Raw genomic sequence first — 19,935 nt, forward strand, 5'->3', positions numbered from 1 at the left:
CTAATGAATTTTCTGTTGTAAAGGCCTTTCCTCTCCGGAAAGGCTTTTTTTGTGAAATATGACCGCAGTCATTCTTTTTGGAAAAAAAATTAATGACTTTTAGAATGTTATGAACATTTAGATGATGTATGATAGATTCCTTCAAATATCCTGAGAAAGGGTCTTAAGGAATTGGGGGTTTTCCTCAGTAAATAACTCAGAATTTTGTAAATTAGCAATCCTTAAATAAATTTTACACAAATCCATAAAACAATATGTCAAAAGTAGCTACTTTAAAGATAGAAGGAAAAACTTATGACCTGCCATTGGTTGTAGGTACCGAAAAAGAACTCGCACTGGATATTACTACCTTAAGAGGAAAAAGTGGAGCAATAACCCTGGATCCCGGATATAAAAATACCGGATCTTGTGAAAGTGCAATTACGTTTCTTGATGGTGAAGAAGGTATTTTAAGGTATCGCGGATATTCAATTGAAGAACTGGCCGAAAAAGCCGATTTTCTTGAAGTAGCATATTTACTGATATTTGGGGAACTTCCCAATGAAACTCAGCTTCAAAAGTTCAATACAGATATACTTGATCAAAGTATAGTGAATGAGGACATGAAGACAGTTCTAAAAGGTTTTCCTCAATCTGCTCACCCAATGGGAGTTCTTTCTTCCCTTACGAGTGCACTGACTGCCTTTAACCCAAAGTCGGTTAACGTGGATTCCGAAGAGGACATGTACAAGGCCATAGTGAAGATACTTGCAAAATTTCCTGTATTGGCGGCATGGACCCTTAGAAAAAATAAAGGACAATCGCTATTCAACAGGGATACAAACCTTGGCTATGTTGAAAGCCTTCTTAAGATGATGTTCCAGGATGATAATCCAAAGAAAAATTATAAGCAAAATAAGGTTGTTGTAGATGCGTTAGATAAATTACTTATTCTCCATGCAGACCATGAGCAGAATTGCTCCACCTCTACAGTGAGAATAGTAGGTTCTTCACATGCGGGTCTTTTTGCCTCTATTTCCGCAGGTGTTTCTGCTCTTTGGGGTCCTCTTCATGGAGGGGCTAACCAGGCGGTGATTGAAATGCTGGAAGAAATAAAAGCAGACGGTGGGGACACCAGTAAATTTATAAACAAAGCAAAAGATAAGGAGGATCCTTTTAGACTTATGGGCTTTGGCCACAGAGTTTACAAGAATTTTGATCCAAGAGCCAGAATTATTAAAAAAGCGGCAGATGAAGTGCTTGGACAACTTGGTGTGGAAGATCCAATTCTCGAAATAGCAAAGGGACTTGAAAAAGCTGCACTTGAGGATCCATATTTCGTGGAAAGAAAGCTTTATCCTAACGTTGACTTCTATTCGGGGATCATCTACAGGGCTATGGGCATTCCCACAGAGATGTTTACCGTAATGTTTGCTGTAGGGCGTCTACCGGGATGGATAGCGCAGTGGAGAGAAATGCGTCTGCGTAAAGAACCTATTGGTCGTCCAAGACAGGTTTATATTGGAGAGACTAAACGTTCATTTAAAGAAATGGACAAAAGACAATAACAGGAGTTAAAAACCCTGATCTTTAAAAGCTCTGCACAATTTTGCGGAGCTTTTTTTATAAGAACATTTCAAAATTTTGAGTTTAATAAGCTCTGTTCTTTTCCAGAAAATAAAGATTTTCGCTCTCTTTAAAGAGGTGTCCGCTTTTAGTATATTTGCCACAAATTAGGGGTATATGAAACTGAATATTAAAAATGAGACCTCACGTCTTCGTGCCGTTGTACTTGGCACGGCCGAGAGTCCCGGGCCTACACCTGAGCTTGAAAATGCGTATGATCCAAAATCTGCTGAGCATATAGCCGCAGGCACTTACCCTGTTGAAGAAGACATGGTGAAGGAGATGGAGGCTGTAAAAGAGGTGCTTGAGAGATATGATGTAAAGGTTTACAGGCCTAATGTGGTAAAAGACCTTAACCAGATCTTTACAAGAGACATTGCCTTTGTCATTGATGACAAGTTTATAAAGGCCAATATACTGCCAGACAGGGAAGAGGAAATTGAAGCTATTCAATATGTGATTGATCAAATTGATTCAGATAAGGTATTCGAGTTGCCCGATGATGTGCATGTCGAAGGGGGGGATGTTATGTTATACAATGACCATCTGTTTATTGGCGCCTATTATGGAGAAGATTATCCCGATTTCATTACAGCCCGTACCAATTTAAAAGGGGTGGAACATCTAAGAGCAATGTTTCCGCATAAAAAAATTAAATCCTTTAATCTAAGAAAATCAAATACCGAGGCAAGAGATAATGCCCTTCACCTTGATTGCTGTTTCCAGCCGGTAGGAAAAGGAAAAGCCATTATTTATAAAGACGGTTTTCTCGATCAGGACGAATATAAATGGTTGGTAAATTTCTTCGGAAAAGAAAATGTTTTCGAAATCACCCGACAGGAAATGTATGATATGAATTCCAACGTGTTTTCCATTTCTGAAGATGTAGTGATTTCCGAGAAAAATTTCAGCAGATTGAATACCTGGCTTCGGGAGAATGGCATGATAGTGGAAGAAGTGCCATATGCCGAAATTGCCAAGCAGGAAGGATTATTGAGGTGTTCTACTTTACCTCTTATTAGAGATTAAAAACTTAGATGAGACAAATAACAGATACAGTATTAATGGTGCGGCCGGTTGCCTTCAGAATGAATGAGCAAACCGCCGTGAATAATTATTTCCAGGAAGGCTTACATCTTGAGAACGAAAAGATCAATAAAAAAGCCCAGGAAGAATTCGATGCCTTTGTGGAAAAACTCAGAGGTGTTGGGGTGAATGTTATTGTCGTTGATGATGATGAAAAACTTGATACACCAGATTCTATTTTTCCCAACAACTGGGTAACCTTTCATGAAGATGCAACCGCTGCAATTTATCCGCTGTTTGCTGAAAACCGCAGGAGAGAGCGTCGTGCCGAAATTTTTGAAAAGATCGAGGCCGAAGGATATCTCATCAAGGATGTGGTCGATTACACAAGTGCAGAGGAGGAAGAGCTGTTCCTTGAATCTACCGGAGTATTAATCATGGATCGCGTAAATGAGAAGGCTTATTGTGCCTTATCACCCAGAGCAAGTGAAGAGCTTTTGATCGAGTTCTGTGAGGATTTTGAACTTACCCCGGTTATTTTTACCGCCTACCAGGACGTGGATGGCCGCAGGATGCCTATTTATCATACCAACGTTATGATGTGCCTGGCAGAAAATTTTGCGGTGATTTGTCTCGACAGTATCGACGATCCAAAAGAGCGAAAAAATGTCATCAAACATTTGAGATCAGACGGTAAGGAGATCATAGAAATTTCTGAAGCCCAGCTTCACCATTATGCAGGAAATATGTTACAGGTGCAGGGCAGAGATGGGAAAAAATACCTGGTGATGAGCGAGGCAGCCAGAAAGAGCCTGCTTCCGTCCCAAATAGCCGCGATTGAAAAACATTGTGAGATCTTAAGTAGTGATCTGTCTACAATAGAAACCTGTGGGGGAGGAAGCGCCCGCTGTATGCTGGCAGAAGTTTTTCTTCCGAAGAAATAAGAATAACGCCACATTAAAAACTACTGGTAATCATTCTGAACTTATTTCAGAATCTTTTTCCACCCGAATTGGAACCTGAAACTCCCGAAGCTTCGGGACAGGTTGACACAAACAGCTCTTTCAAAAAGGGCTTTTTTTATTCTCTTTTATCCTGGTCTTCAATTCTTGGCAGTGCCCGGTCAGCTTTGTAATGCCTTAGTTTCTTAATGAAAGCATGCACCTCCTTTTCTTCTGCGCCAGCCCTTACCTTTATAAAGTGATTATCCTTATAAAATGAGTATTCTTCAGCTCTTCCCTTGTAGATTTTTAATTTAAAAAAGGGAATAATGAGGGCGTAAGTTTCTGTAGCAGCCCTAAAGCTCATGATCACACCCTTTGGTCGCATCTCGAGGCTGCATTGGCTATTACCCTGATTTAGTACAAGCAGATTGTATATTTCAATACTGGCCGCAGTAATCCAAAGATTTTGCAGACTGGTACTGTTTAATTTTTTTCTTTCCTCAAGAGTAAAAGGCTTTCCCACCAGCTCATTGATGTCTTCCCTTTTCTCATTAAAATCTTTCGAAATATTGAGTAGCATAGTCTTTTTTTTAAAGATAAGCATTTAGAGACAATCCTTTAAACAAGCCTAAAAATCTGTTATCTTTGCGCCTGCCTGTGGCAGTTTGCAGGAAATATAATTTGAGATAAGACATGAATGTTCAGGAGACACTTTCCGTTCAGGTAAAAAAAGCGGTTAAAAACTTATATCAGGTGGAGTTGGAGTCGGTAGAATTTCAGCCCACGCGAAAAGATTTTGAGGGAGATATCACACTTGTGACTTTTCCTATGTTGAGGCAGATCAAAACCAATCCGGTGCAGCTGGGGGAAGCGATTGGTCAATACCTGGTGGAAAAAAATCCTGAAATTCAAAAATACAATGTGGTGCAGGGCTTCCTGAATATTGTACTTGCTGATCAATATTTTCTCAATTTCTTCGGAAGAATAAAGGATGATGCAAACTTCGGAAAAGCTTCTGAATACGCGGAAGCCATTATGGTGGAATATTCATCCCCTAATACAAATAAACCTTTGCATTTAGGTCACATTCGAAATAACCTCTTAGGCTATTCTGTGGCCGAAATCTTAAGGGCCTCCGGAAAGAAGGTTTACAAGACCCAGATCATCAATGACCGAGGAATTCATATCTGTAAATCCATGCTGGCCTGGCAACGCTTCGGAAACGGGGAAACTCCTGAAACTTCAGGCTTAAAAGGCGATAAGCTGGTCGGGAATTTCTACGTAAAATTTGATAAGGCGTATAAAGAAGAGATATCATATCTACTGGCTCAGGGAAAAACTGAAGATGAAGCAAAAGCTGAAGCTCCCATAATTAAGGATGCGCAGGAAATGCTGCGAAAGTGGGAAGCGGGAGATAAAGAAGTTGTAGAACTTTGGAAAACTATGAACCAATGGGTTTACAATGGGTTTGAAGAAACTTACCAAAAACTGGGAGTAGATTTCGACAAGAATTACTACGAAAGTGATACCTACCTGCTTGGAAAAAATGTAGTTGCCGAAGGTCTTGAAAAAGGAGTTTTTTACCGTAAGGATGATGGCAGCGTGTGGATTGATCTCACAGATGAAGGTCTTGACGAGAAGATCGTGTTGCGTAGTGATGGTACTGCAGTTTACATGACGCAGGATATAGGAACTGCTATACAGCGGGTGCAGGATTTCCATATTAACGGAATGGTCTACACCGTAGGGAATGAGCAGGATTACCACTTTAAAGTGCTCTTTTTGATCCTGAAGAAATTAGGATATGAATGGGCAGAGAACCTCTACCATCTTAGCTACGGCATGGTAGATCTCCCCTCCGGGAAAATGAAGAGTCGGGAAGGAACCGTAGTTGATGCTGATGATCTTATTGAAGAAATGACCGCTACCGCACGAAAAATTTCTGAAGAACTAGGAAAACTGGATGGTTACTCTGAAGCCGAAAAAGAAGAGCTTTACAGGATCATTGGTCTTGGGGCTTTAAAGTATTATATCCTAAAAGTTGATCCAAGGAAAAGAATACTATTTAATCCTGAAGAATCTGTAGATTTCCAGGGAAATACGGGACCCTTTATTCAATACACTTACGCCAGGATTCAGTCGATCCTGAGAAAAGCCGATTTCGATTACAGTCAGCCGATTCTTGATTACAACCTGAACGACAAAGAAAAACAGCTAATCAAGCAGCTTCAGCTTTATCCTGAAACAGTTCAGCTGGCAGCCGAAAATCACAGTCCGGCTCTTGTTGCCAATTACACATATGAGCTGGTGAAAGAATTCAATAGCTTCTACCAGAATGTAACCATTTTGGGAACAGAAGACGAGACAGAAAAGAAATTTAGGGTGCAGTTATCAAAATCGGTAGGTGAAGTGATCAAATCATCATTTGAACTACTGGGTATCCAGGTGCCGGAGAGAATGTAAGCCCCCCCCGGCCCCCGAAGTACGAAATACGATTTTAGAAGATAAAATAAAGAGGTGCCAAAAATGTCATTTTTGACACCTATTCCGGGAGGAGATTTTTTTCGGAGAAACAGATAAAATTTAGGTGGAAGTGAAGTTGAAAAAGTTTTCACTTCAGCCTCAAATCATTAAATTTGCAACTGTTGGTAAAAACCCGGCAGATTCTTAAAAAATTGAGAGATTATGTTCGAAAGTTTAAGTGATAAGTTAGATAATGCCTTACACGTTCTTAAGGGGCACGGGCAGATTACTGAAGTTAACGTTGCCGAAACTCTAAAAGAGGTAAGACGGGCTCTGGTTGACGCCGATGTGAACTACAAGATTGCGAAGGAATTTACCAATACGGTAAAAGAAAAGGCATTAGGGCAAAATGTACTTACTGCTTTGAAACCGGGACAGATGATGGTGAAGCTTGTGAAAGACGAGCTAACCCAGTTGATGGGAGGAGAGGCAGAAGGTATTAATCTTTCGGGGAATCCATCTGTCATCCTTATGTCGGGATTACAGGGTAGTGGTAAAACCACATTTTCGGGTAAACTGGCCAACTACCTCAAGACCAAAAAAACAAAAAAGCCTTTGCTTGTTGCCTGTGACGTTTATCGTCCGGCGGCGATCAATCAGTTACACATAGTAGGAGACCAGGTTGGAGTTGAGGTTTACAGCGAGGAAAGCAATCAGGATCCTGTTGCTATTTCCAAAGCTGCAATTGCTCACGCCAAAGCAAACGGCCATAACGTGGTGATCATAGATACCGCAGGTCGTCTTGCAGTTGATGAGGCGATGATGACAGAGATCGCAAATATTCACAGCGCAATTCAGCCACAGGAAACACTTTTTGTGGTGGATTCCATGACGGGGCAGGATGCTGTGAATACGGCGAAAGCCTTCAACGACCGACTTAATTTTGACGGGGTTATACTTACCAAACTTGATGGTGACACTCGTGGTGGGGCGGCAATTTCTATTAAATCTGTCGTTAATAAGCCAATTAAGTTTATTGGTACGGGTGAGAAAATGGACGCTATTGATGTGTTCTACCCTTCCCGTATGGCCGATCGTATCCTTGGAATGGGTGATGTTGTTTCCCTTGTGGAAAGAGCCCAGGAACAGTATGATGAGGAAGAGGCAAGAAAGCTTCAGAAAAAGATCGCCAAAAATGAATTCGGATTTGACGATTTCCTGAATCAGCTTCAGCAGATCAAGAAAATGGGATCCATGAAAGACCTTATGGGTATGATCCCGGGTGCAGGAAAGATGCTGAAAGATGTAGAAATCGATGATGATGCTTTCAAGCCTATCGAAGCCATTATTCACTCCATGACCCCCGAGGAACGTTCAAAACCTTCACTGATCAACGCATCACGCAAGAAAAGAATAGGAACAGGATCGGGAACTTCTGTACAACAGGTGAATCAACTTCTGAAGCAATTCAGCCAAATGAGCAAAATGATGAAAATGATGCAGGGCGGCGGCGGCAAAAAGATGATGCAGATGATGAAGGGAATGAAGTAGTGTTCAGTGGTCAGTGTTCAGTGAGCAGAAAAAATTAAATCTTATGAAATTTCAGGATTTGTTTGCATATCAAAAATCAGTAAACCTGTCGATGCAGATCTTTGAAATTTCTAAAAAGTTCCCGAAGGAGGAAACCTATTCATTGACAGACCAGATTAGACGCTCTACCCGAAGTGTTTCAGCAGCTATCGCGGAAGCCTACAGAAAAAGAGCCTATCCAAGACATTTTTCGAGTAAACTGACAGATGGTGATGCTGAAAATTCTGAGACTCAGGTTTGGCTTGAATATGCCTTTAGATGTGAATACATTTCAGAAGAGGATTTTGAAAAATTAAAGATGGAAAGTGAAGAGGTTGGTAAATTAATTAACTACATGATCCTTAACCCCGGAGAATTTGGGGTGAAAACAGAAGAATAAAATTACGTTTTAATAACTGATCACTGACCACTGATCACTGAATACTTATAAAACATGGAGCTCCTCGACGGTAAAAAATTAAGCAACGATATCCAGGAAGAAATTGCCCTGGAAGTACAAAAAATGAAAGACCGCGGGGAGAAGGTCCCGCATTTGGCAGCCATTATAGTTGGTAGTGACGGCGCAAGTTTAACCTATGTAAATGCAAAGGTGAATGCTTGTAAGAGGGTTGGATTTGAATCCTCAGAATACAGGATGTCCTCCAATACCAGTGAGCTGGAGCTTCTGGCAAAAATTGAGGAACTGAATAACAATGAGGATATAGATGGTTTCATCGTACAGCTTCCGCTTCCACCGCAGATCAATACACAAAAAGTACTTTTGGCAGTAAGTCCAGATAAGGATGTTGATGGCTTTCATCCTACCAACTTCGGAAAGATGTCACTTGATATGACCTCCTTTATTCCGGCGACTCCTTTTGGAATTCTGGAGATGTTGGAAAGATATAATATTCCCACTAAAGGAAAACACACCTGCGTAATTGGCAGGAGTTATATAGTTGGAAGACCTATGAGTATTCTGATGGGAAGACAGGGTTTTCCAGGAAATTCTACGGTAACTCTTACTCATGAATTCACTAAGAATATTACCCAGATCACCTCTCAGGCTGATATCATCATTATTGCTGTTGGTATCCCCAACTTCCTGAAGGCCGAAATGATCAAGGATGACGCTGTAGTGATCGATGTGGGAATTACAAGGGTGCCCGATGATTCTAAACCTAAGGGCTACAGAATTACAGGAGACGTAGATTTCGAAAATGTCTCTAAAAAAGCAAGTTATATTACACCCGTTCCCGGCGGAGTAGGACCGATGACTATTGCTATGCTTCTTAAAAACACCCTGTTGGCACGTGAAACACACCGCAGTGCCAGGAAGGCGGTCAAGAGCTAATTACGCATTCAGTTTTTTCGCTTCGTCTATTTTCCAGTCCAGATAGGCATGTAAATCTGATTCAATAAAACGAACAGCTACTGTAAAGAGCGCGAAATCATCTACATAGCCAACTCCGGGGAGAAAATCGGGGAGCATATCCAATGGATTGAAAACATAAAGCAGGGTAAGACCTATGGCTGCTATGGTGAACCAGGGTACCCGGCCGTATTCACCTTTTTTATAGTCCTGGAGCATGCCGAACATAAGCTTACCTAATTCTGCATATTTCTTCATACCAGAACCCCGCAACTTCTTGTCTATCGCATCTTTATTCTTCATGACCATATCCAGGTCTCCGTCGTCAACTTTGGAAATTTCAGTTTTCAGGTAATCCTCGTTGATCTTCTTTTTCACATCTTCCAGCATAATTATTTTTTTTATGTTAGAGCTTATTTTCAGTTTTTCCGTATTCGTGCTTATATATCTTTAAGATAAGTAAAAACATGGAAACCAGCAAAGGCCCGAATATGAGTCCAATAAATCCAAAAAGCGGGACCCCCACCACAACCCCAAAAAGGGTGATCAAGGGATGAACACTGGCCAGGCGGTTTAAAATATAAAGTCGTAGAATGTTATCTGTAATCCCCACAATAACAAATCCATAGATCAATATAAAAATGGCCTGCCATTCCAGATTCATGGAGTAGAGTAGAATGGCTACCGGTACAATTCCTATGGCAGTACCAATGAACGGTATCATAGCCCCAATTGCAGTAATGATGAACCAGAATAAAGGGTCGGGAACTCCAACGATCAAATATCCAATTAAAGCCACTATTCCCTGAAAAAATGCGACGAGGGGAATTCCAAGAGCATTGGACTTCACCATTTCATCTCCTTCTTTTGCTATTACCTGCAGGTTATCCTCTCCCAAAGGAATATAGGAGATTACCATGTTTTTCAATTCATGTCGATAGATCAACATGTAGTAAAGCATAAAGTACATGATGCTAATAGCAATAAAAGCATTAAAGGCGCCTGCCCCGAGGCCTTGTAAATTATTAGAGAGCCAGTTGGCTACTCTTGAAGAATCAATACTTTCACTTAGGTTATACCCCACATAGGTTTCCGCTTCATTAATCTGGGTCTTTACAACCTGCAGTACCTTTTCGGAATTTGCAACTGCCTTGCCAATTTTTGAAGTCAGCATAAGGGCAGTAAGCGTGATGGGAACAAGAATGCCTATAAACGAAAGGAACATGAGTAAAGATGCTGCCAGTACCGGTTTCCACTTCCTGTCCACCATTTTGTTCATTGGCTTACGTAAAACCACAAACAAAGTAATGGCGCCAAGAACTCCCGAGAGGTAAGGCAACATCTCCCTGAAGATCAAAACCAGTAAAAATAAAATGAGCAAGAGTACGAACAGTTGTCGTACTAAAGAAGGTTTTAATCTATTCATTCAGGAGTGGTAATTATTTTGCAAATAGTTGATCTATATTTTTAAATGCTTTGAATTCAAGGGCATTATCACAGGGATCTCTAAAGAACATGGTTGCCTGTTCTCCCACCTGTCCTTCAAAGCGAATGTAGGGTTCTATGACAAATTCAATGTTTTTTTGCTGAAGTTCCTTTGAAAAGTTCTGAAAGGTTTCCCAGTCGAGCACCACTCCAAAATGCGGAATTGGAACATCCTTCCCGTCAACAGGATTGCTTCCGGTATTACGTTCTTCAGAAGCTGCCTTGTAATGTATCACCAGCTGGTGACCAAAGAAATTGAAATCTACCCAATGATCACTGCTCCTGCCTTCTTCGCAGCCTAAGGTTTCTCTATAAAAGATTCGGGCTTTTTCCAGATCGTCTACCGGAATTGCCAAATGGAAAGGTTGAATTTTCTGCATTTATTAATGGTTGCGTAAAGCGTTAATTAGTTCCTTTTTACTCATTTTTGAGCGACCTTCGATACCTACCTCTTTAGCCTTTTTGTATAGTTCATCCTTGCTGCGATCCTCATATTTATCGGCATTACCACCCTTTTTTCCCGATTTCGGAGAGTTGGCAATTCGGGCAGCTTTTTCCTTACTGGCCCCTTTGTCTCTTAAAGCCTCATACTGGTCTTCGTTCTTGATTCTGTTGTCTGGCATAACTTTTTTCTTAAAAATAAGCAGATACAGCAGAATATTCACTTAATTCTCTGTTAAGATTCCCTGTCTTTTCTTTTGAAAGGTTTTGATTTCCCCGACTGTTTTTGCTTTTGCAATGTCTTTTGCTCCGGTTTTTTTTCAGTACGTTTTTCTTCTGAAGTGTGTTGTGAGAGAGAGCCTTCTTCAGTTTTAATTGATTCGCCTGTCAGCCGGTCGAGCTCTATCAGCTCCTCCCGCGTCAGATGCCGGTATTGTCCCACCGGAACATCCAGCTCAACATTCATGATCCGTATTCGCTTAAGTTTTACAACTTCGTAACCCAGATATTCACACATGCGACGTATTTGCCGGTTCAATCCCTGAGTAAGCACGATCCTGAAAATATTTTTGCTAAGCTGTTCGACCTCGCATTTCCTGGTTACAGTGTCTAAAATTGGAATTCCAGAGGACATTCTGTCTATGAAGTCTTTTGTGATCAACCTGTCAACCGTTACTATATATTCTTTCTCGTGGTTATTACGGGCTCTCAGGATCTTGTTTACGATGTCGCCGTCATCTGTGAGCAGGATCAAACCTTCACTGGGTTTATCCAGGCGACCTATAGGGAATATCCTTGTTGGGTAATCAATGAAATCAACTATATTTTTCTTTTCCTTTGGATTGGTTGTGCAAACAATTCCCACCGGTTTATTAAAGGCGAGATAGACATTTTCCTTTTTTGGAGGAACAATAAGTTCTCCATTAACTCTTACTTCATCTCCCGGTTTTACCTTGGTGCCCATCTCGGGAATTTCACCATTAATTGTAACCCTGCCCTGTTCAATAAGCGTATCGGCCTTACGACGCGAGCAATAGCCAACTTCACTCAAATATTTGTTGAGGCGGGTAAGATTTTCAGCAGACATGTATTTAATTAAAGAGGTTAATCCCAGTCAATCATAAAATATTTGATCCTTGCATCATCGGGAATTTGGGAAGCATGGATCCTGCTTTGAGTGTCATAGCGTAATTCAACGGGAAGCTGCTTTTTGTCGATGGTAACATAAACATTAAGATCGTCAATGAAGATCACAGCCGCACTCAAAGTATTTTCAATTCTGGAGATATTGTAGTTTTCCACGATATCCTTGAATGTACTTTCTTTTCCTAAACCTTTAGCTGTTTTATATCTGGGGTCCATGACCTGGATAAACCCGATAGTGCTGGTGGAGTCAAAAGCCTGTACCGGTTCCAGAAGCAGTAATTTTTTACCGGTCCTGTCGTAGATCTCTATCTCGTTGCTTTTCCTATATAATTCTCCCTCACTCACCTGTTTCACGATCGAATCCCGGGCAAAGATAGAATCAAGTTCATTGATCTTTACATCCCGGGTGAGCAGTCCCACACTGCTTGAGCTAATGAGGAATGGGTCTTGTTCCTTTTCACAGGAGATGAACAGGCTGCCGGTAATTAAAAGTAGGAGGAAACTTTTGCGCATGATCTGGTTAAGCTTATTTCATTAATTTATTGAGAACTCCCATCACACCTCTAATAAAGGTGGCACTGGTGAGTACTTTTACTATTGCTTTTTCGGTTCCGTTTGAAGATTTCCTCCCCCGGCCCGTGCTCGCTTTTTCGAATTTTTTTCTTTCTTCCTTTGCTTTCTCCCTTGCTTTATCGGCGTCGGCTCTGTCGATCTTCCCGGTAAGGATCTCATAAGCGCTTTCCCTGTCTATCTCCTGATTGTATTTTGCAATTAAAGCTGAATTTGCTGTTAGCTCCTTCAACTCTTCTTTGGTCAATATGTCCATTCTGCTCATTGGCGCCCTTAGCATAGTAGCAGCAAGGGGAGTGGGCCTTCCCTTCTCATCAAGGGCTGTTACCAGCGCCTCACCAATTCCTAACGATGTAAGCTCTGTTTTGGTATCGTAAAAATCTGAAATCGGATAATTTTCTGCAGCCAGTTTTATTGCCTTTCTGTCTTTGGCAGTAAAAGCTCTTAGTGCATGCTGAATTTTAAGTCCAAGCTGCCCCAGGACATCTGCAGGAACATCTGTGGGATTTTGGGTGACAAAATAAATACCCACACCTTTAGACCTTATCAATTTCACAATACTTTCTATCTGATCCTGAAGGGCTCTAGATGCCTGTTCAAAAATGAGATGTGCTTCGTCTATGAACAAAACCAGTTTGGGTTTGTCGCTGTCACCTTGTTCGGGAAAGGTATTGTAGATCTCTGCGAGGAGACTTAACATAAAAGTCGAGAACAATTTTGGGCGGTCCTGAATATCAGTAAGTCGCAGGATATTAATAAATCCATAACCTTCAGTATTCTTCCGGGTGAGATCTTCCACTTCAAATGATTTCTCCCCAAAGAACTTGTCGGCTCCCTGTTGTTCAAGGCCAACGATCTTCCTAAGTATCGCACCGGTAGAGGCTACAGAGATCCTCCCGTAGGAATTCTCAAACTCCTCCTTGCCCTCGCCTGTGGCAAATTGCAGGATCTTTTTAAGATCCTTTAGATCCAGCAGGGGAAGGTGATTATCATCACAGTATTTAAATATAATAGATAAGATGCCGCTTTGGGTATCTGAAAGGTCCAGAATTCTGGAAAGCAGTACCGGGCCAAATTCACTCACGGTTGCTCTTAATCTTACTCCTTCTTCTTCTGAAAGGGAAAGGATTTCCACAGGAGAACCTGAAGCTTCAAAAGGAAACTTTAGCTTTTCATGCCTGGCATAAATAAAATCCTCTTCATCTGAAGGTTTTGCTATACCACTTAAATCTCCCTTTACATCCATGAGCAGGACAGGAACACCTTTTTTTGAAAGGTTTTCTGCAAGGATCTGCAGCGTCTTGGATTTTCCCGTTCCGGTTGCACCGGCAATAAGGCCGTGACGGTTCATGGTCTTCAACGGAATTTTCACTGCAGCATCTGCATGAACCTCTCCCTTATACATGGCCGCACCCAGGTAAATGTAATCGCCCTTAGGTTGATAACCTTCGGAAATATGCCGGGAAAAATTTTCTGTGTTTGACACCTTCAAAATTTTTATAAAAGTAAGAATTGTGAGGGATTAGCCGTCTTCATGGCAACACAATTTACAATACGGCCGGGTTAAGTAACCTGAAAGTACCTTTTTCTGCATCCATTTCAGCAGGAATTCCATTTGGAATAGTCACATTTTCACTGATATGACCAATCATAGCCCCCGAAAAAGCAGGAATTTTGAGAGGTTTTATATAGTGGTCTATCACCTCCTCGAGGGTAAGAGAACCATAGCCACTACTTCCTGCAGGATCACAATCTGTACATTTTCCGAAGATAAAACCATTAATTTCTTTGAGCACGCCACCAAGTTCAAGCTGGGACATCATTCTGTCTACCGCATAGATCTTTTCACCTACGTCTTCCAGGTATAGGATCTTATTTTTCCAGTTCGAAGGAAAGAATGGAGTACCCATGATTCCTGTAAGCACAGAAAGGTTTCCGCCCAGCAGTTCTCCAGAAACTCTGCCGGGAGTTATGGTTCTTATCCGGTGTTTTGTTTGTGTGAGGAGCCCACCTTTGTCTGAAGGATTTTGGTACCGGACTGCTTCAGCTTCAAAAATGAGACTTTTAAGGTGGTTTACTGCAAAACTGTTCCAGTTAGATGTCGCCAGCGGACCGTGGAATGTAACAAGCCCCGTTCTTTTATAGATTGCCAGATGCAAGGCTGTAATATCACTATAACCGATGAAGACCTTCGGATTCTTTCTGATGGCATTATAATCGACCAGGTTGAGTATCCGGGCAGCGCCCGAACCTCCCCGCAGGCAGATGATACCCTCAATTTCCGGATCGCGGAACATTTTGTTGAATTCCTGTGCTCTTTCATAATCGCTTCCGGCTAAATGCCCGTAACGCTTCCTTACATGCTCTCCAAGTTTTACCTTTAAGCCAAAGGCTTCCATAGACTCTACGGCTATTTCATATGGTTCAGATTCGTAAATAGCACCTGCGGGACTCACAATTCCTATGGTATCACCGGCTTTTAACCGTTTTGGAATTATTACATCCTGTGGCAGGTCTACATCAAATACTGAATTTGCGAGGGAATGAAGGGGGAGAGCAAGGCTGCCCAGGCCTGCATTTCTTAAAAAATTGCGTCGTTGCATTAAAAAATTATTTTCAAAAATGGCCTTTTTGAGCCTCTATAAAACTAATAATTTAAATGGATATTTCTTAGGATGATCTCCATTCCGGCCTTAATCTCTGCAGATGGTACCGTGTAATTGTTGTTCATGAAGCTAAAGATCAAAATTTTTCCGCTTTTGGTTTTGAGATAGCCACTTAAGGCATGTACATTACTAATGGTGCCGGTTTTGGCGTAAATGTATGGCTCTTCAGCTTTGTAAAGGTTTTTAAGGGTGCCCGATTCCCCTCCGGCAGGGAGGAGCTGAAAAAGCCTTTTTTGAGGCACCTCTTCAGTGATCTTCTCCATCAGCTTTACTACAGACCGGGGGGTAAATTTATTATAGACTGAAAGCCCGGAGCCGTCCTCCCAGATGGGTTCATCGGGGAGATCCTGTAAGTGGTTTTCCTTCATGTATTTCAGGGTAATATCTGCCTTTAGTGTGTCGGACAAAACACCCGAGCTCATGAGAAGGATCTGTTCTGCAATAAAATTATCACTCACCTGAAGCATTCTTTTATAGAGACTGTCCATAGGCACGCTGTAGATTGTCTTACTTTCTGAGAAATCTGTGTTGCCGGGTTCAATTATCTCAACAGGCTTACCCAAAGTATCACTTAACAGAGTGGTGAGAAGTTGAGGAGTGTAAATAAAAGGAACGACCCTGCTTCTTTCTTCTGCCCCTTCAGGATGATAATAAGTGAAAATATTTTGGTGCCGGTCCCGTAATACCCTGGAAGAATTTCCTGTTGAAAGGCTGTCCTTCCGAAGAAATTGGGAGAATAATTCCGGCTTTACTAAAGGTTTTTCTCTATCGGGAGTGAAGTTAAAGCTAACATAGTTTCCGTAGACAGGCATGGCAGCACGTTCAACAGAGTAATAATAATGATAATCATCCCAGGACCACCCGGGGCCAAAATGTTTCTCCTGGACAGATGGAGGAGAATAATATAAAGTATCATTGGCGTCCTTTAAAAAATCCAGCACCTGTGAGCTGTTAAACTCTTCATATAAAAGGGAAGGATCTCCTGTGCCCTTAAATATCAAGGAGTCATTTCTCGAAACATAGGCTAATGCCGGGGCCGAATCTCCCAGGATTTTAAGGCCGGCGTAAAAAGTAAAAAGTTTTGTATTGGAAGCCGGGGTAAAATATTTATCTGAATTTTTTTCGAAAATGACCTTTTTTAAAGTGGGATCATAAACCATAATTCCGGCAAATCCTGTTTTAAAAGCCGGATGTTCCTCAATAGTAGTATCTAATTGAGAACTCAACTTTCGGGAAGTGGAACAGGAAGTGAATAGAAGAATAAGAAGTAATGCATTGAAGAAATTTTTCGGGTAAGACAGCACTTGAAATATTATTATTTTTTTCACAGGAATGGGCGTAAAATTTCGGTTTCAAGTTAAGAATTAATTTTTCTGAAGCATATGGGTTAAAAATTTTAAGACATTAACCTCCGGTATGTGAAAAATTTTAATAACTTTTTAATTCTTAATCCAAACACCAAACAAATGAGAAACAAAATTACACTGCTTTTATCCATGATTGCCATGCTGCAATTTATGGACGTAGAGGCTCAGGAAAGGGTGATAACAGGTACGGTCACCCAGGCGCAGGACGGTATGCCGCTTCCGGGAGTCAATGTTATTCTTGAAGGTACCAGTACCGGAACAGTTACCGACTTTGATGGGAATTACTCGATCAGCGCAGAAACAGGGGAGGTTTTGACGTTCTCCTCTATAGGCTTTCAAAGGGTACGTCGTACTGTTGGTGCCGAAGATGTTATAAATGTAGCTATGGAGGCCGATCTTCAGTCTCTTGATGAGGTGGTGGTGACGGCACTGGGAATTTCGAGAGATAAAAAATCTTTAGGTTACTCTACCCAGGAGGTGGATGGAGAAGATCTAACAATCGCAAAAGACCAAAATGTCATAGGTGCCCTTGGTGGAAGAATTGCCGGAGTGCAGGTGACAGGTTCTTCGGGAGCCAGCATGGGAGGTACACAAAAGATCAAAATAAGGGGAGTGAATTCTATTGGAGGGGGAGATCAACCTCTTATAGTTGTAGATGGAACTCCTATTTCCAATGCTAATTTTGCGGGTAGTGCTGGGGCCGATTATGGGAACCTGGGACAGGATATAAATCCTGCCGATATTGAGTCGGTCAACGTCTTAAAAGGACCGGCAGCTTCGGCATTATACGGAATTAGAGGGCAGTATGGGGTAATAATGATAACGACTAAAAAAGGAGCTGCAGAGAAATTTACAGTTCAGGTGAATTCAACCTATTCCGTCGAGACCACCTATGATTTTATGCCCCTCCAAAATATGTATGGAGGAGGTTCCAGCCTCAGTTTTCGTACTCTTCCAAATGGAGATCCTTATGTTGATCTTTCTGTAGATGAAAGTTGGGGCCCGCGAATGGACGGTACTCCGGTGAGGCAGGTATTCAGTTTTTATCCTCAGGATCCTACGTATGGACAATTAACTCCTTTTGTGCCTCATCCCGACAATATTAAGGATTACTATGAAACCGGTTCTACATTCAATAATACGGTTTCTGTTGCGGGAGGAGGAGAAAAAACGAATTTTAGAATCAGCCTGAATGATACCAGGATCGAAGGGGTGGAGCCGAACACACATCTTGACAGAAATAACCTTACCGTACATGCCGACGCAGATGTAGTTGACAGAGTGAATGTCTCAACCAATTTTACGTATGCACGTAATGACGCTCAGCGACCAGGGCAGGGGTCTGAGTATGGTGCAAATTACCTGGTCCAGTGGTTTCAGAGGAATGTGGACATGAACAGGTTGAAAGATTACCGTTATGATGACGGAACTTTTTTACACTGGAATTTAAGAAGACCAAGTTCAGAGACCGGAGAGGTTACAAATTTTAATCCTCTTTACTGGAATAATCCATATTTTAATGCTTATGAAAATCTTAGTCAGGATAACCGGGACAGGTTTTTTGGAGATATAGGAATTACTTTTGATATTCTTGATAATCTCACTTTAAGCGGACATATAAGGGCAGATCTTTTTACCCAGAATATTCAGGAGCGTACAGCTTTTGGAGGTACAAGTCTCCCTTCTTTCTCCATTGGAAAATACCAGAACAAGGAATATAACTATGAATTTTTAGCTCAATTTGACGAAGAATGGGGAGATTTTTCCCTTAATGCCAACTTAGGAGGAAACATCTGGAACAGAAATTATACTTACTTGTACATGGCTACTGTTGGAGGTCTATCGGCACCAGGTTTTTACAATATTGATGCTTCTATTGACCGTCCGGCAACATCCAATTACCTGCTAAGAAAACAGGTGAGAAGCCTTTTTGGGCTTATTTCTCTTGGTTATGCAGATACCTTCTTTTTGGATGCTTCATTAAGAAATGACAATTCATCTGCTCTTCCCGAAGATAATAACTCTTATTGGTATCCTTCTATTTCCGGGAGTGTTATATTCAGTGAATTCCTGGAGTGGGACCCAATGAGTTTTGGAAAATTACGGGCCAGTTATGCGCAGGCAGGTTCAGATCTGGGTCCTTATGAAACGACAATGGGATTTGGAGTTGGAACTGTATATGGGGGGACAAATACATTGTTTGTTCCTAACAACCTTAATAATCCCAATATTGAACCGTCCTTTGCTCATTCTTACGAATTAGGAATGGATCTAAGATTTTTTGAGGGGAGACTGGGACTTGATCTGACCTATTACCAACAAAAGAATAAAAACCAGATCATTAATCTGGATGTATCTGGCACTAGTGGATACAGTTCAACAACTATTAATGCAGGTCTAATTGAGAATGAAGGCTTCGAGGTGGCAATTACAGCAAGGCCTGTTCAATTTGGAGAATTTCATTGGGATACTAACCTGAACTTTGCAAAGAACGAAAGTATGGTTGTGGAATTGGCGCCGGGAATTGATGTCTATACCTATTCCTCCACAACCTATTCCAGTGTAACCAGTTATCTGAATTCTTATGAAGGTATGCCTTTTGGAAGTCTTGTTGGTACTGCGTATCAAAGAGATGAAGCCACAGGACAGATTCTTCTGGGGGAGGATAATAAGCCTTTATATACAGATCAAACACACAACTTTGGCAGCGTGTTACCAGATTTCACCGGGGGTTTCTCTAATACTTTTGTCTATAAAAACTGGAGACTTTCGGGTATGATCGAATTCCAGGGAGGTGGCCAGTTTTTTAGTCGTTCTAAAATGTTGGCAGTGCGAACAGGTCAGGATCCTGTAACAGTGGTAACTAATGATAGGGGAGCCAATGTGAGGGATCCGCTTGACGAAGGAGGAGGAGTAAAGGTTGAAGGAATTTCGGCTGCTACCGGGGAACCTGTGACTGCATATGTTGATGCTCGTAGCTACTACAGAAATGTGGTGGGGAGAAGGATTTACGAAGAGTGGCTTTTTGATGCCTCTTATGTAAAGATGAAGGAATTAAGGCTGGGTTATTCAATTAATAAGTACATTTTAGGGAATATTCCCGTAGAAAATATCCAGCTTGCCCTTATAGCTCAAAATCCTTTCATGATATGGCAGGAAGCTCCGGAGGGTATAGATCCTTCAGCAATCTCTACGGGAGCACAATCCATCAGTTGGTATGAATCCGGACAATTACCTTCTGTAAGATCAATTGGTTTAGACCTCAATATTACTTTCTAAAA

At 41.4% G+C, this 19,935-nt stretch carries 18 protein-coding genes; 8 read left to right on the forward strand and 10 right to left on the reverse strand.

Annotated features, from left to right (window positions below):
• Nucleotides 1-254 precede the first annotated feature (254 nt).
• The 3 genes from G564_RS0107695 to ctlX all read left to right on the forward strand — a co-directional run bounded on the left by G564_RS0107695 (nucleotide 255) and on the right by ctlX (nucleotide 3,575).
• Nucleotides 255-1,547 (forward strand): citrate synthase, encoded by a 1,293-nt coding sequence (locus G564_RS0107695; RefSeq protein WP_029037155.1) that lies wholly within the window; start codon nucleotides 255-257, stop codon nucleotides 1,545-1,547.
• 175 nt (nucleotides 1,548-1,722) lie between these two features.
• Nucleotides 1,723-2,634 (forward strand): dimethylarginine dimethylaminohydrolase family protein, encoded by a 912-nt coding sequence (locus G564_RS0107705; protein ID WP_029037156.1) that lies wholly within the window; start codon nucleotides 1,723-1,725, stop codon nucleotides 2,632-2,634.
• A gap of 8 nt (nucleotides 2,635-2,642) precedes the next feature.
• Nucleotides 2,643-3,575 (forward strand): citrulline utilization hydrolase CtlX, encoded by a 933-nt coding sequence (ctlX, locus tag G564_RS0107710; protein ID WP_029037157.1) that lies wholly within the window; start codon nucleotides 2,643-2,645, stop codon nucleotides 3,573-3,575.
• A 136-nt stretch (nucleotides 3,576-3,711) separates the two neighbouring features.
• Here ctlX and G564_RS0107715 read toward each other — a convergent pair whose 3' ends face one another.
• Nucleotides 3,712-4,155: a hypothetical protein gene (locus G564_RS0107715; RefSeq protein ID WP_029037158.1), complete on the reverse strand. Its 444-nt coding sequence runs from the start codon at nucleotides 4,153-4,155 to the stop codon at nucleotides 3,712-3,714.
• A gap of 113 nt (nucleotides 4,156-4,268) precedes the next feature.
• Between G564_RS0107715 and argS the strand changes: the two genes are divergently transcribed.
• From argS to G564_RS0107740, 4 genes are all read left to right on the forward strand, one after another.
• Complete coding sequence (gene argS, locus G564_RS0107725; protein WP_029037159.1) at nucleotides 4,269-6,038, forward strand: arginine--tRNA ligase; 1,770 nt, start codon at nucleotides 4,269-4,271, stop codon at nucleotides 6,036-6,038.
• A gap of 222 nt (nucleotides 6,039-6,260) precedes the next feature.
• Nucleotides 6,261-7,589, forward strand: coding sequence for a signal recognition particle protein (ffh, locus tag G564_RS0107730; protein ID WP_029037160.1), 1,329 nt, complete (start codon nucleotides 6,261-6,263; stop codon nucleotides 7,587-7,589).
• A 43-nt stretch (nucleotides 7,590-7,632) separates the two neighbouring features.
• Entirely contained in the window at nucleotides 7,633-8,007 is a 375-nt protein-coding gene (locus tag G564_RS0107735) for a four helix bundle protein (protein WP_029037161.1), read from the forward strand.
• 54 nt (nucleotides 8,008-8,061) lie between these two features.
• Entirely contained in the window at nucleotides 8,062-8,961 is a 900-nt protein-coding gene (locus G564_RS0107740; protein ID WP_029037162.1) for a bifunctional 5,10-methylenetetrahydrofolate dehydrogenase/5,10-methenyltetrahydrofolate cyclohydrolase, read from the forward strand.
• Here G564_RS0107740 and G564_RS0107745 read toward each other — a convergent pair whose 3' ends face one another.
• From G564_RS0107745 to G564_RS0107785, 9 genes are all read right to left on the reverse strand, one after another.
• The gene (locus G564_RS0107745; RefSeq protein WP_029037163.1) at nucleotides 8,962-9,369 is read right to left on the reverse strand and encodes a YkvA family protein; all 408 of its coding nucleotides are present in this window, start codon (nucleotides 9,367-9,369) and stop codon (nucleotides 8,962-8,964) included.
• A gap of 16 nt (nucleotides 9,370-9,385) precedes the next feature.
• Complete coding sequence (locus tag G564_RS0107750; RefSeq protein ID WP_029037164.1) at nucleotides 9,386-10,405, reverse strand: AI-2E family transporter; 1,020 nt, start codon at nucleotides 10,403-10,405, stop codon at nucleotides 9,386-9,388.
• Nucleotides 10,406-10,418: 13 nt separating this feature from the next.
• A complete protein-coding gene (locus tag G564_RS0107755; protein ID WP_029037165.1) occupies nucleotides 10,419-10,844 on the reverse strand; it encodes a VOC family protein in 426 nt (141 codons plus the stop codon).
• A 3-nt stretch (nucleotides 10,845-10,847) separates the two neighbouring features.
• Nucleotides 10,848-11,087, reverse strand: a complete 240-nt coding sequence (locus G564_RS0107760) for a DUF7218 family protein (protein ID WP_029037166.1) — start codon at nucleotides 11,085-11,087, stop codon at nucleotides 10,848-10,850.
• Between the two features lie 53 nt (nucleotides 11,088-11,140).
• The gene (rluF, locus tag G564_RS18840; protein ID WP_084625604.1) at nucleotides 11,141-11,992 is read right to left on the reverse strand and encodes a 23S rRNA pseudouridine(2604) synthase RluF; all 852 of its coding nucleotides are present in this window, start codon (nucleotides 11,990-11,992) and stop codon (nucleotides 11,141-11,143) included.
• Nucleotides 11,993-12,009: 17 nt separating this feature from the next.
• The gene (locus G564_RS0107770; RefSeq protein WP_029037167.1) at nucleotides 12,010-12,564 is read right to left on the reverse strand and encodes a hypothetical protein; all 555 of its coding nucleotides are present in this window, start codon (nucleotides 12,562-12,564) and stop codon (nucleotides 12,010-12,012) included.
• A gap of 13 nt (nucleotides 12,565-12,577) precedes the next feature.
• Nucleotides 12,578-14,107, reverse strand: coding sequence for a helicase HerA-like domain-containing protein (locus G564_RS0107775; protein ID WP_029037168.1), 1,530 nt, complete (start codon nucleotides 14,105-14,107; stop codon nucleotides 12,578-12,580).
• Between the two features lie 61 nt (nucleotides 14,108-14,168).
• A complete protein-coding gene (locus tag G564_RS0107780; RefSeq protein WP_029037169.1) occupies nucleotides 14,169-15,224 on the reverse strand; it encodes a S66 peptidase family protein in 1,056 nt (351 codons plus the stop codon).
• Nucleotides 15,225-15,268: 44 nt separating this feature from the next.
• Complete coding sequence (locus G564_RS0107785) at nucleotides 15,269-16,615, reverse strand: D-alanyl-D-alanine carboxypeptidase/D-alanyl-D-alanine-endopeptidase (RefSeq protein WP_245583671.1); 1,347 nt, start codon at nucleotides 16,613-16,615, stop codon at nucleotides 15,269-15,271.
• A 138-nt stretch (nucleotides 16,616-16,753) separates the two neighbouring features.
• On the opposite strand from G564_RS0107785, the gene G564_RS0107790 reads away from it, so the two are divergent.
• Entirely contained in the window at nucleotides 16,754-19,933 is a 3,180-nt protein-coding gene (locus G564_RS0107790; protein WP_029037171.1) for a SusC/RagA family TonB-linked outer membrane protein, read from the forward strand.
• The last annotated feature ends 2 nt before the right edge of the window (nucleotides 19,934-19,935 follow it).

Source organism: Salinimicrobium xinjiangense DSM 19287 (genome assembly GCF_000423585.1).
Classification (GTDB): domain Bacteria; phylum Bacteroidota; class Bacteroidia; order Flavobacteriales; family Flavobacteriaceae; genus Salinimicrobium; species Salinimicrobium xinjiangense.